10 protein-coding genes are annotated in these 13,079 nt (G+C 72.2%); 6 read left to right on the top strand and 4 right to left on the bottom strand.

Annotated elements, in window-relative coordinates; genetic code table 11:
* Positions 1 to 10: 10 nt before the first annotated feature.
* From CHR28_RS12410 to CHR28_RS12400, 3 genes are all read left to right on the top strand, one after another.
* Positions 11 to 928 carry a quinone oxidoreductase family protein gene (locus CHR28_RS12410; protein WP_094053635.1) on the top strand — a complete coding sequence of 306 codons (918 nt, stop codon included), beginning with the start codon at positions 11 to 13 and terminating at the stop codon, positions 926 to 928.
* 140 nt (positions 929 to 1,068) lie between these two features.
* Entirely contained in the window at positions 1,069 to 2,940 is a 1,872-nt protein-coding gene (locus CHR28_RS12405) for a sialidase family protein (protein ID WP_094053634.1), read from the top strand.
* Positions 2,941 to 2,951: 11 nt separating this feature from the next.
* Positions 2,952 to 4,193 (top strand): DUF4185 domain-containing protein, encoded by a 1,242-nt coding sequence (locus CHR28_RS12400; RefSeq protein ID WP_094053633.1) that lies wholly within the window; start codon positions 2,952 to 2,954, stop codon positions 4,191 to 4,193.
* Here CHR28_RS12400 and CHR28_RS12395 read toward each other — a convergent pair.
* Complete coding sequence (locus CHR28_RS12395; RefSeq protein WP_179272418.1) at positions 4,129 to 5,145, bottom strand: bile acid:sodium symporter family protein; 1,017 nt, start codon at positions 5,143 to 5,145, stop codon at positions 4,129 to 4,131. The genes CHR28_RS12400 and CHR28_RS12395 overlap by 65 nt on opposite strands.
* A 172-nt stretch (positions 5,146 to 5,317) precedes the next feature.
* Here CHR28_RS12395 and CHR28_RS12390 point away from each other — a divergent pair, with 172 nt between their 5' ends.
* The 3 genes from CHR28_RS12390 (at position 5,318) to CHR28_RS12380 (ending at position 9,274) form a co-directional block, all read left to right on the top strand.
* Positions 5,318 to 6,196, top strand: coding sequence for a LysR substrate-binding domain-containing protein (locus CHR28_RS12390; protein ID WP_094053631.1), 879 nt, complete (start codon positions 5,318 to 5,320; stop codon positions 6,194 to 6,196).
* A 301-nt stretch (positions 6,197 to 6,497) separates the two neighbouring features.
* On the top strand, positions 6,498 to 8,324 hold the full coding sequence (locus CHR28_RS12385; protein WP_094053630.1) for an AMP-dependent synthetase/ligase: 1,827 nt from the start codon (positions 6,498 to 6,500) through the stop codon (positions 8,322 to 8,324).
* Positions 8,325 to 8,482: 158 nt separating this feature from the next.
* Positions 8,483 to 9,274: an aldo/keto reductase gene (locus CHR28_RS12380; RefSeq protein WP_094053792.1), complete on the top strand. Its 792-nt coding sequence runs from the start codon at positions 8,483 to 8,485 to the stop codon at positions 9,272 to 9,274.
* A 97-nt stretch (positions 9,275 to 9,371) separates the two neighbouring features.
* Here CHR28_RS12380 and CHR28_RS12375 read toward each other — a convergent pair whose 3' ends face one another.
* The 3 genes from CHR28_RS12375 to CHR28_RS12365 form a co-directional block, all read right to left on the bottom strand.
* Positions 9,372 to 10,073 (bottom strand): SDR family oxidoreductase, encoded by a 702-nt coding sequence (locus CHR28_RS12375; RefSeq protein WP_094053629.1) that lies wholly within the window; start codon positions 10,071 to 10,073, stop codon positions 9,372 to 9,374.
* Between the two features lie 81 nt (positions 10,074 to 10,154).
* A complete protein-coding gene (locus CHR28_RS12370) occupies positions 10,155 to 11,051 on the bottom strand; it encodes a class I SAM-dependent methyltransferase (RefSeq protein WP_094053628.1) in 897 nt (298 codons plus the stop codon).
* Positions 11,052 to 11,199: 148 nt separating this feature from the next.
* The gene (locus tag CHR28_RS12365; protein WP_094053627.1) at positions 11,200 to 12,921 is read right to left on the bottom strand and encodes a glycoside hydrolase family 6 protein; all 1,722 of its coding nucleotides are present in this window, start codon (positions 12,919 to 12,921) and stop codon (positions 11,200 to 11,202) included.
* Positions 12,922 to 13,079: the final 158 nt, after the last annotated feature.

The raw sequence follows: 13,079 nt of genomic DNA, 5'->3' as shown, positions 1-13,079 counted from the left end.
CGGAGGTGCGATGCGCCGCGTCCGCTACGAATCCCGAGGCGGCCCCTTCTTCGTCGAGGAGGCTCCGGTCCCCGAGCCCGGCCCCGGAGAGCTGCTGGTGCGCACGGAGGCGATCGGCGTGACGCTCCCGGTGGTCCGGAAGATCACGGAAGCGGCCGAGCCGGTGCCGCTCGGCGGTGAGATCGCCGGAGAGGTCACGGCCGTCGGCGAGGGCGTCACCCGCTTCTCCCCCGGCGAGCGGGTGACCGGCCTCTGCTTCGGGCACGGCTACGCCGACTTCGCCCTCCTGCACGAGGCGATGGCCTCCCCGGTCCCGCGCGACGCCGGCGCCGTCACCGCGGTCGCCCTGGTCCGCAGCGGCCTGGTCGCGCTCGGCGCCCTGGAGGCGGCGCGCCCCGAGCCGGGCGAGGCGGCCCTGGTCACGGCGGCGGCCGGCGGGGTCGGCCACCTGGCCGTGCAACTGGCCAGGACCCGCGGCGCGGGGCGGGTCGTGGGCGCCGTCTCCGACCCGGCCAAGGCGGGTTTCGTCCGGGGCCTGGGCGCCGACCACGTCATCACCTACGGCGACGACAGCTGGGGCACCCCCGTCGACTACGTCCTGGACGCCGTGGGCGGCGCGTTGCTCACCCCGGCCCTGGCCGCGCTCGCCCCGGAGGGACGGCTGGTGGCGTACAGCTCGGGCGGCGGCACCGTCCGGGCGTACGACCTGCTCATGGGCGCCAAGTCGGTCATCGGCTTCCAGATGGCCCGCGTCGCCCGCGGCAGGCCGGAGGTGTACGAGCAGTGGCGAGAGGAGCTGTGGCGGCTGTTCGCGGCGGGCGAGCTCCGACCGGTCGTGCACGGGGAGTTCGCCCTGGCGGACGCGGCGAAGGCGCACGGGGAGATCGAGGCGCGGACCAACCTCGGCAAGGTCGTCCTGATCCCCTGACGCACGGTTCTTGTGGGGGGTCTGAGAAGCCAAGTACCGTCTGTGGCCCCACACATGGGACGTGGGATGTCCGGATGACCGGATGTCTCTCCCCTGCTCCGGTGGTCCAGCCGACAGACGCATGAAGGGCAGGTCGCACCATGCCGTCAAGTCTTCGCACCCGTCTGAGATCCACCCTGACAGCCGCTCTCGCCGCCACGGCGCTGCTCGCGCCCACCGCACCGGCCGAGGCCGAACCGGCCACGGCGTCACCGGAGTTCGAGCAGCAGGTCCTCTTCAAGGCTTCCCAGGACCCCGGGTACGCCTGCTTCCGGATCCCGGCGATCGTGCGCACCACCAGCGGCACGCTGCTCGCGTTCGCCGAGGGCCGCGTCCTCAACTGCGGTGACGCCGCCGACATCGACATCGTCCTCAAGCGCTCCACCGACGGCGGCCGCACCTGGGGCCCGCTCCAGGTCGTCAACGAGGGCGCCGGCGACACGCACGGCAACCCGGCGCCGCTGGTGGACCGCCGTACCGGCCGCGTCCTGCTGGCCGAGACGTACAACACCGGCCGTACGGACGCCGGGAACTGCCGAATCCCCTGCGACCGCACCCCGCACCTGCAGTACAGCGACGACGACGGGCGGACCTGGTCGCGGCCGCGCGACCTGAGCGACGAGATCCTGCCCGGCGACTGGAACTCCTGGTACGCCACCGGCCCCGTGCACGGCATCCAGCTGACCCGGGGCGAGCACGCCGGGCGGCTGGTGTTCGGCGTCAACACCGAGACGTGGAACGGCAGCCGGGTCTCCGCCAACCACGCGGCGCTCATCGTCAGCGACGACGGCGGCGACCACTGGCGGGTCGGTGCCACCGACTCCTGGCCCATAGGAGAGGACAGCACCTTCCGGCAGAAGCCGTCCGAGGTGACGCTCACCGAACGCGCCGACGGCGCCCTCCTGGTCAGCGGCCGCGAACAGGACGGCACGGACCTCGGCCACCGCGCCCAGACGTTCAGCACGGACGGCGGCGACAGCTTCGCCACGCCCTTCCGTGCCCTGCCGGACCTCTACACCCCTCAGGTGCAGGGTGCGACGCTGCGCCTGGGCGACCGCATGCTGCTGTCGGCCCCGGCCGATCCCGACCGCCGCCGCACGATGATGGTCCGCTCCTCCTACGACGGCGGGCGCACCTGGGAGAGCGTGGACCGGGGCACGGTCGTCACCACCGACTGGTCGGGCTACTCCGACATGGCGGCGGTCGACGGCTCGACCGTGGGCCTGCTCTACGAGGGCGGCGCGGCCGACGCCCGGGACGAGATCCGCTTCGCCCGCTTCACCGAGGACTGGCTCAAGCCGCGCAGGGGCGCCGACCCGACCACCCGGGACGCGGCGGCGGGCGCCAGGCCGGCGGCCGTCCTCGGCGGCGCCGCGCGGACGGCCGGTGTGCGGGGCAGCGCGATGTCCTTCGACGGCACGGACGACGCCGTCCGCCTGCCGTACCGCGCCGGACTGCCGCTCGGCGAGGGGGACTTCACGGTGTCCCTGTTCGTCCGCTACACCGCCACGACCGGCGAGCAGCCCTTCCTGTGGATGGGCGGCATCGGCAGCACCCAGCCTCAGGTCTGGCTGCGCGGCGAGCCGGCGAGCGACCGGGTCCGGGCGCTGATCACCACCCGCTCGGACGCCGCGACCGTCAGGACGGCCTCGGTGTGGAGCACCGGCGCGCGCAACGACGGCCGCTGGCACCATCTGGCGCTGCGCCGCGGCGGCGGGCAGCTGACGTTGTTCCTGGACGGCGAGGCGCTGAGCACCGCGGACGTGGCGGGCTCGGTCAGCCGCAACTCCCCCTTCGGCGTGCACATCGGGCAGCGCATGGACAGCAGGGCGTACCTCACCGGGGCGGTCGACGACGTCCGCGTGTGGAACCGGGCCCTGTCCGACCGCGAGCTGGCCTCCGGCGCCTCGGGCGCGGCGGCACGGGGCACGGTGGCGTGGCTGCCCATGGACCAGGTGAGCGGCAGCAACTAACGTCACGGGGCGTGCCCGACGACGCATCCGCAGCACGAGCACGACAGCGCACGGGAACCGGGATCGGCCTGCTGCTGGTCCTGGTTCTCGGGGCCGCGCTGCTCATCGCCCGGCCGGACGACGAGGACCCGGGGCCCGACGGCGGTGCCTGCCGGGCGCGTACCGTCCGCTCCTGGCAGGCGGACGAGGGTCTCACCGCCGAGTTCGCCCGCTACGGCGACGACGCCTCCCGCACCGACGACTGGACCGGCGGCGACGGCACCCACTCGGTACGGCTGCCCGACGGCCGCGTGCTGTGGCTGTTCTCGGACACCTACCTGGGCCGGGTGCACGGCCCGCCCAACCCGCACGGCGAGTCCTACGCGTGGCGGGACACCACCGCGCCGCTGGTGCGCAACTCGGCCGTGCTGATGCGCGACGGCCGGCTCGAAGCCACGCTGCCCGCCCCGCTCTTCGCCGACCCGGCGCCGAACCAGTGGCGCTGGCCGGTCGCGGCCCGCGTCGAACCCCGCTCCCCCGGCGCCGACGAGCAGGTCCTGCGCGTCCTGCTGTGGGTCCGCACGGCCGGCTCCGCCCCGTGGATCTACGGCGTGCCCACCGCGACCGAGGTCGCCACCCTCTCCCTGCCCGACCTGCGCCCGGAGTCGGTCGTCAGGGTGCTGGACCAGCAGCTGGTCCCCGACCCGTCCCGGCGTGTGCTGTTCGGCACCACCCTGGTCGAGGAGGACGGCTGGACGTACGTCTTCGGCGGCGACGACGGACAGGCCGCCTCCCGCCCTGCCTCGCACGCCTACGCGGCCCGGGTGCCGGCGGGCAGGCTCGCCGAACCGGCCGCCTGGCAGTACTGGGACGGCTCGCACTGGACGGCCGGCGCCCGCCCCCGGCCGGTGCTCGGGGACGGGCGGCGGCGGGGCGTGGGCAGCGCGTTCTCGGTGGTCCGGGACGAGGGGACCTATGTGCTGTTCACGATGGCCACGGGCACCAGGGGCCTGACCACCGTGGCCGCGTACTGGGCGTGCTCCCCGCGGGGCCCGTGGCACGGCCCGGTGAAGAAGTTCAGCCCGTCGCTGCCGGCGGGCCAGGTCGCCGCCTACAACCCGCAGGCGCACCCGGTGCTCGGCGGAGACGGACGGCTCGTGCTGAGCTACGACGTCAACTGGCTGGAGACGGCGAGCGCCGCCGACCGGCTCAGCCGGAACGTGTCCCTGTACCGACCGCGGTTCGTGACGCTCCGGCTGGCTCCGGCGCGCTGATCGCGCTCGCGCCGGGGTCGTGCGAGCGGCGTTTGGCGATCACCGCGCAGACCATCAGCTGCATCTGGTGGAAGAGCATCAGCGGCAGCACGGCCAGCGAGGCGTGCGCGCCGAACAGGACGCTCGCCATGGGCAGTCCGGCCGCCAGGGACTTCTTCGAGCCGGCGAACTGCAGCGTGATCCGGTCCTCCCGGCCGAAGCCCAGGGCCTTCCCGCCGTACCAGGTCAGCAGCAGCATCACGGCGAGGATCACGGCCTCGACGGCCAGCAGCCCGCCCAGCCGGACGGGGCTGACCCGGTGCCAGATGCCCTGGACCATGCCCTGGCTGAACGCGGTGTAGACGACGAGCAGGATCGAGCCGCGGTCCACCAGGCCGAGGACCTTCTTGTGGCGCGTGACGAAACCGCCGATCCAGCGGCGCAGCAACTGCCCGGCGAGGAACGGCACGAGCAGTTGCAGCACGATCCTCAGCAGCGAGTCGGCGGAGAAGCCGCCGCCGCTGCCGCCGAGCAGGGAAGCCGCGAGCAGCGGGGTGGCGAGGATGCCGACGAGGGACGAGAAGGAGCCCGCGCAGATCGCGGCGGGCACGTTGCCCCGGGCCATCGAGGTGAAGGCGATCGACGACTGCACGGTCGACGGGACGAGCGTGAGGAAGAGCAGGCCCTGGTAGAGCGGGTCCGTCAGGATCACCGGCACCAGGCCGCGGGCCGCCAGGCCGAGCAGCGGGAAGACGACGAAGGTGCAGGCCAGCACCGTGACGTGGAGCCGCCAGTGGCGCAGTCCGTCCAGCGCCTCGCGGGTGGACAGCCGCGCCCCGTACAGGAAGAACAGCAGGGCGATCGCCGCCGTGGAGGCTCCGGAGGCCACGTCGGCGGCCACCCCCCGCGCCGGGAACAGCGCGGCGAGCCCCACCGTCGCCAGCAGGAGGATGATGTACGGGTCGATCGGCATCCGGCGCGGCCGGCGCAGGCGTTTCACGAGGCTCCACTCACTCGGTACCGACGGGACGCGCGGGTCCCGCGAGGGCCGGGACGGCCCCCTTCCATCCTGCCCCCCCGGGCGGCGATCGGGAATCCCGTACACCGCTCTGACTGTCATCACGTTCCGCGATAGGCTCGGCCGCGTGTACGACCCCTCGCATCTGCGGACCTTCCTGTCGGTGGCGCAGACCCTGAGCTTCACGCAGGCCGCACGGCGGCTCGGGCTGCGGCAGTCGACGGTGAGCCAGCACGTGCGGCGGCTGGAGGACGCCACCGGGCGGACGCTGTTCAGCCGGGACACCCACTCGGTGGAGCTGACCGAGGACGGCGAGGCGATGCTCGGCTTCGCGCGCCGCATCCTGGAGGTGCACGAGCAGGCGGCGGCGTTCTTCACCGGCACCCGGCTGCGCGGCCGGCTGCGCTTCGGCGCCTCGGAGGACTTCGTGCTGACCCGGCTGCCGGAGATCCTGGAGGGCTTCCGGCACGAGCACCCGGAGGTCGACCTGGAGCTCACGGTGGAGCTGTCGGGGACCCTGCACGAACAGCTGGCCGCCGGGAAGCTCGACCTCGTCCTCGCCAAGCGGCGGCCCGAGGACCCGCGCGGCGAGCTGGTCCGGCACGACCGGCTGGTGTGGATCGGCGCCGAGCGCCTCCGCCTGGACCCGGACCGCCCGGTGCCGCTGATCGTCTATCCGCCGCCGGGCATCACCCGCGCGCTCGCCCTGGAGGCGCTGGAGCGGCAGGGCCGCGAGTGGCGCGTCGTGTGCACGAGCGGCAGCCTCAACGGCCTCGTCGCGGCGGCCCGGGCGGGTCTCGGCGTGATGGCCCACTCCCGCGGTCTGATTCCGCCGGGCCTGGTGCGGGTGCCGGACCGGGCGGGGCTGCCCGAGCTGGGGCAGGTCGACTTCGTGGTGGTGCACGGCCGCCGCCGGCCCTCCGCCCAGGGCGCCGCCGACGCCCTGGCCGCGGCGCTGCTGTCCGGCGGGGACCGGCTGCACCGCACCGCGCGCAAGGGCCTGTGACGAGCCGGAGTGACAGAATCCGCCGCCGCCGCGCTGACAGGAGGAGACGCCGTGACGGTGCCCGGCACCCTGTCGCTGGAGTCGTACAGATTCGGTGGAGATTACGCCACCGAAACTTACTCAACCGTCAGGATTCTGTCCGACCCTTCCCCATGTGAGCGCATTTTCCCTCGCTGACCAGCGAGGACGAGAGCGCTGCTCACCTTCGGCCCCCCTCCCGCACATTGGTTGCTTGGGGTAGCTTTCACGGCGCTGTGCGGAGCGTCACTCAACAAAAGCGCTGAGGAGCGGGGAGCGGGGTTTGCGCGAGTTTTCGAACCCTCCGTTGGCGTTGGCACCTCCGGTGGGCGGTCTGGCCGACGTGGTCTTCCAGCATGCCCAGGAGGACCCGCTGCACCTCGCGCTCGGCCGCAAGGACGAGTCCGGGCAGTGGCGGGACGTCACCAGCGCCGAGTTCCGTGACGAGGTCCTCGCCCTGGCCAAGGGGCTGCTGGCGAGCGGCATCCGGTTCGGCGACCGGGTCGCGATCATGTCCCGCACGCGCTACGAGTGGACGCTGTTCGACTACGCGCTGTGGACGATCGGCGCCCAGGTCGTGCCGGTCTACCCGACCTCCTCGGCCGAGCAGTGCTTCTGGATGCTGTACGACGCCGAGGTGACGGCCGCGGTCGTGGAGCACGAGGACCACGCCATGACGATCGCCACCGTCATCGACCGGCTGCCGCAGCTGCGCCGCCTGTGGCAGCTGGACTCCGGCGCCGTGCACGAGCTGTACGACGCCGGCGCGCACCTCGACGACGAGGTGGTGCACCGCCACCGGCAGGCCGTCACCCCCGACTCGGTCGCCACGATCATCTACACCTCGGGCACCACCGGCCGCCCGAAGGGCTGCGTCATCTCGCACGGCAACTTCATGTACGAGGCGGACACGGTCATCGAGCGCTGGGAGCCGGTCTTCCACTCCAGGAAGGGAGACGAGGCGGCGACCCTGCTGTTCCTGCCGCTCGCCCACGTCTTCGGGCGGATGGTCCAGGTCGCCGGCATCCGGGGCAAGGTGAAGTTCGGCCACCAGCCGCAGCTGAACGCCGCGGCCCTGCTGCCGGACCTGGCCGCGTTCAAGCCGACCTTCTTCCTCGCGGTGCCGTACATCTTCGAGAAGGTGTTCAACGCGGCCCGCCGCAAGGCCGAGAAGGAGGGGCGCTCCGGCGCGTTCGAGAAGGCCGTGGACGTCGCCATCAAGTACGCAGACGCGGTGGAGGCCCGGGCCTGGGGCACCGGACCCGGACCCTCGGCGGGCCTGCGCATGCAGCACCAGCTGTTCGACAAGCTCGTCTACTCCAAGATCCGCGCCGCCATGGGCGGCCGCATCAAGCACGCCATGTCCGGCGGCTCGGCGATGGACCGGCGGCTGGGCCTGTTCTTCGCCGGTGCGGGCGTGCACATCTACGAGGGCTACGGCCTGACCGAGTCCACCGCCGCGGCCACCGCCAACCCGCCGGGTCGCACCCGGTTCGGCACGGTGGGGCAGCCCATCCCGGGCATGACCGTGCACATCGCGGACGACGGCGAGATCTGGCTGCGCGGGCACAACGTCTTCCAGGGGTACCTCAACAACCCCAAGGCCACCGACGAGTCCCTGCACGACGGCTGGCTCGCCACCGGCGACCTCGGCTCCCTCGACGAGGACGGCTACCTCACCATCACCGGCCGCAAGAAGGAGATCCTGGTCACCTCCGGCGGCAAGAGCGTCTCCCCCGGTGTGCTGGAGGAACGGGTCCGGGACCACCCGCTGGTCAACCAGTGCATCGTCGTCGGCAACGACCGCCCGTACATCGCCGCCCTGGTGACCCTGGACCAGGAGGCGGTGGAGCACTGGCTGACCATGCGGAACAAGCCGCAGATGTCCCCGGCGGAGCTGGTGCGCGACGCGGACCTGGAGACGGAGGTGCGGCGCGCGGTGGTCGCCGCCAACACGCTGGTCTCGCAGGCCGAGTCGATCCGCACCTTCCGCATCCTGGCCCAGCCGTTCACCGAGGAGCACGGGCTGCTGACCCCGTCGCTGAAGCTCAAGCGCAAGGCGATCGAAAAGGCGTACGAGAACGAGGTCGAGGCGCTCTACCGGGCGTGACGTCCGCTCCTTCCGGGCATGCGTCGGTTCTGAATTCTCCCGTCAGGAATGCATCACGGCTCGTGATCGTTGACGATGGGAGTTCCACTGACCACATACCGAAGGATCGAGAGCTCGTGAGCAAGGTCCCCCCGATCATCCTGAACAACGGCGTCGAGATGCCCCAGCTGGGCTTCGGCGTCTGGCAGGTGCCGGACGACGAGGCCGAGGCGGCCGTCGCGACGGCGCTGGAGGCCGGGTACCGCAGCATCGACACAGCGGCGATCTACGGCAACGAGGAGGGCACCGGCAAGGCCATCGCCGCCTCGGGCGTCCCCCGCGAGGAGCTCTTCGTCACCACGAAGCTCTGGAACGCCGACCAGGGGTACGACTCCACACTGCGCGCCTTCGACACGTCGCTGGACAAGCTCGGCCTGGACTACGTCGACCTGTACCTGATCCACTGGCCGACGCCGGAGCGGGGTCTGTACATCGACACCTACAAGGCGTTCGAGAAGCTGCACGCCGACGGCCGGATCAAGGCCATCGGTGTCTCGAACTTCCTCCCGGAGCACCTGGAGAAGCTGATCGGCGAGACGTCGGTCGTCCCCGCGGTGAACCAGATCGAGCTGCACCCCCACCTGCAGCAGCACGACGCCCGTGAGTACCACGCGGAGCAGGGCATCGCCACGGAGGCCTGGTCGCCGCTCGGCCAGGGCAGGGGCCTGCTGGAGGTCCCGGCGATCGTGGCCATCGCCCGCAAGCACGACCGCACGCCCGCGCAGGTCGTGCTGCGCTGGCACATCCAGCTGGGCAACGTGGTGATCCCGAAGTCCGTGACGCCCTCGCGGATCAAGGAGAACATCGAGGTCTTCGACTTCAGCCTGGACGCCGAGGACCTCGCGGCGATCAGCGCCCTGAACGAGGACCGCCGTCTGGGCCCGCACCCGGCGGAGTTCAACGACGCCTGAACCGCACCGGCGCCCTGAACCGCACCGGCGCCCCGGTCCCGCGGCCCATTCGGCCCGGGCCGGGGCGCCGCCGTTCCCGGGCCTGTCCCCCGGCCCGCTAGACCGGCTGCCCGACCGGCCGTACGACCACCGTGTTGACGTCGACCCCGGCCGGCTGCCGCATCGCCCAGACGACCGAGTCCGCGATCTGGCCGGCGGTGAGCAGATGGCCGGGCGGGAGGCTGCCGTAGGAGTCCCAGAAGGGCGTCTCGGTGCGGCCGGGTGCGATCAGGGTCACGCCCACGCCCCACTCGGTGACCTGCCGCCGGGTGTTCTCGGCGAGCCCGGTCACCGCCCACTTCGTCGCGCCGTAGATGTTGCCCGGCGTGTGCACGAACCCGGCGACGCTGCCGACCAGCACGATCCGGCCGCGTGTCTCCTTCAGGGCGTCGATGGACGCCCTGATCAGCAGGGCCGGTCCGAGGACGTTGGTCAGCACCATGTCCCTCCAGCCGGCCGGGTCGCCCTCGGCGACCGTGTCGTGGGTGGCGAAGCCGGCGTTGGCGACGACCGTGTCCAGCCGGCCGAACCTCTCGAGGGTCGTGCCGACCGCCGCGCGGACGTCCGCGTACTCGGCGGTGTCCCCGGCGATCGTCAGCAGTTCGCCGGGCTTCCCGAGCTCCTCGGCGAAGGCGCGCAGCCGTTCCTCTCCGCGCCCGGTGACGGTGACGCGGTACCCGGCGTCCAGCAGCCGCCGGGCGACGGCGGCACCGATGCCGCTGCCGCCGCCGGTGATGAGCGCGACCTGGGACTCGGACATGGTTTCCCCCTGGGATGCGGTCGGACGAGCGATGCCGGGGAGTCCATCAGTTGAAGCGCTCTCGAAGTCAAGGGCCCGCGATCAGACCGCCCGGACCGCCGTGTGCACGGTGTGCGCCTCCAGGACGAACACGTCCGGGCGGCGCCGCAGACCCGCCTCGTCGTCGGGGTCGAGGAGACGGTCGAGGGTGGCGTTGTCCTCGGCGTCGAGGGCCTGCGTGAGTCTGTCCCGCATGTGCGTCAGCGAGGCGATCACATAGGCGCGCGCCCGGTCCGAGGCGGGTGCGGGCAGGTCCAGCAGGAAGGTGTGCGACCGGGCCGGCTTCAGGCCCGCGGCGGCCAGCAGCGCGGGCCAGTCCTCCGTCTCCGCGACATGGCCGGGAAGGTCGTGGCGCATCCGGGTGAACCACTCCGCCTCCACCGCGTCGATCCGCGCCTGGAGGCCGGGCCGGCCGATGCCGATGTCGCGCGGCAGGTACCGCGGGGGCAGCCCGCCCTCCATGAGGGCCAGGGTGCCGCCGGGTGCGAGCCGCCGCGCGAACGCGGCGAGCGCGGCCCGCTGGTCGCCGAGGTGGTGCAGGCTGCGGCCGGCCCAGAGCAGGTCGGCCGGGTAGTCCAGCTCGTCGAGGGCGTCGGGCAGTTCACCGGTGATCGTGCCGAAGCGGTCGGCGACCCCCTGCCGCTCGGCCCGTGCCCGGGCCCGTTCCAGCAGCGGCTCGGCCCCGTCCACCGCGACGATCCGCGCGCCCGGGAACGTCTCGGCGAACAGGCACGCCACCACGCCCGGCCCGCTGCCCGCGTCGACGATCAGTCCCGGCTCGGTCACCTCACGCGCCAGCCACCCCAGGGCCCGCTCGTACAGGGACGCGAACAGTTCCGCCGAGGACTCCAGCACCGGGCCCATCGCGGCCCAGTCGATGTCGGTGTGGCCGTGGGAGTGCCCCTGCCGGTGTGCGTCGTCGTGGTGGTCGTGCGCCATGGTGGTCAGCCTCTCGCTCGGATGCGGTCAGGGTGCGCCGACGCACCGCGAAAGGCCACCGTTGTTGCCGCTCCCGCAAGATGTCCGCGCCCCGATCCGCCGGGGCTCACAAGCCCCGGCGGACCCGTGGGGACGGGGTGTCAGCCGCTCACGACAGCGGCGGGTAGGCGTTCTGCATCAGCTGCCGGAACTGGGCGGAGAACCAGCGTCCGGAGATCGGCGCGTCCGGCAGGGCACCGGACATGTTGTTGTTGTTGCGCGGGTTGCCCGTGTAGGTCGGGTCGCACATGCGGTCGAAACCCTTGCCCTCGTCGTTGTCGATGGCCTTGCTCGACCCGTCGGACTCGCCCGGGGGCTTCATCCACACGTACGCGTCGATCCCGGCGGCGGGGTTGGCCTGCGGGCGCTCGCCGAGGCCGGCTCCGGCCTGGTTGCACCAGTTGCCGGGGTGGATGCGGCGGTCGTAGCGGCCGCCGTCGACATAGGCGTCCACGGAGGTCTGCGGACCGGGGCCGGCGGGCCGGGCGGTGCCGCCCCATCCGTTGCGGGAGGTGTCGATCAGCATGCCGATGCCGGACGGGAAGCCGATCGAGACCAGCTGGTTGCGGAAGGCCTGGGCGAAGGAGAGTTCGTCGGTGTAGCGGTTCCAGTCGACCCACTTCGACTCGCGCACGGACTTGCCCGCGACGTTGTCGGTGATGGAGAAGTTGTTCTCCTTCAGGGCACTGTAGTTGGCCGTGTTGGTGATGAAGCCGTGGACGTCGTTGACGGTCGCGCCCTCGGCGGTCGCCGCCTCCTTGAACAGGGCGGCGGAGGGGGCGAAGTTGTCGTCCCAGCCGATCCAGCCATGGTGGCCGGCGTCGACGTAGTTGTAGACGTTCGGCACGTCGCCGAGCTTGTTCAGCGCGTAGCCGACGCCCTTGACGTAGTTGCCGTTGGCCTTCATCACGTCGCACTGCGGGACGGCCGTGGGGCGGCTGCCGGTGTTGGTGACGAGGTTGGGCAGGGAGTCGATCTCGACCGTGGTGACGATCCGCAGCGAGGCGTACTTCGAGTCGGCGAGGATCGCCTTGATCGGGTCGATGTACTCGCTCTTGTAGCGGCCGATCTCGTCGGCCTTCAGCTCGCCGTTGGAGGCCAGGGCGGAGCAGTCCCGGCCGGGCAGGTTGTAGATGACGAACTGGACGACGAGCTCGCCGGAGCCCTTCTGGCGCAGGGCCTCGTCGAGGTGGTCGCGCAGGCCCATCTTGCCGCCGGCGCCGTTGATCGCGGCGATCCGGTCCAGCCAGACACCGGTGGGCTGGTTGGCGACGCGGCTGCCGCCCGGCTCGGCCGCGGCGTTCGCCGACCACTCCGGGTTCACGTACACCTTGGCGCCCGCGTAGGGGTTGTCGACGCGGTTGGCGGGGCCGCCCGGGTCCGGCGGGTCGGTGGGACCGCCGGAGCCGCCGTCGTCGACGTTGCAGGTCACGCCGTCGAGGGTGAAGGTGGCCGGGATCGCGTTGCTGCCGCTGTAGCTGCCCTGGAAGCCGAAGCTGACCGAGGCTCCGGTCGCCAGCTGGGCGTTGTAGCTCTCGTTGGCCGCGGTGACGTCGGTGCCGCTCTGGCTGATCCTGGCGTTCCAGCCGCTGGTGACCTTCTGGTTGCCGGCGTAGGACCACTTCAGCGACCAGGAGGACTTGGCGGCGCTGTTGTTGGTGAGGGTCACGGCGGCGGTGAAGCCGGTGCTCCACTGGTTCTGGATCTTGTAGTCGACCGTGCAGGGGACGGCGGCGGTGCCGAGGCCGCCGGGGTCGACGGCGAACGCGGTGCCGGTCGCGCCGGCGACCAGGGCCAGGGCGGCCAGTAACGCTGTTCTGGTACGGCTCATGAGTGCGGGTGTCCCTTTCGCTGGGGGTGTCAGCCGTTGGGGACGCGCTCCGGCACGGACACGAGGAACCCGGTACCGGCACGCGCGCAGCAGGGGACGTCCGCACGGGCGGCGGCTAAAAGTACTGAACGCGAGAGGTGTCGCATGAGCGACTCCTT

Source organism: Streptomyces sp. XY006 (genome assembly GCF_002237655.1).
In the GTDB taxonomy this organism is placed as follows: domain Bacteria; phylum Actinomycetota; class Actinomycetes; order Streptomycetales; family Streptomycetaceae; genus Streptomyces; species Streptomyces levis.
This window is presented reverse-complemented; position numbering and strand designations above follow the sequence as displayed.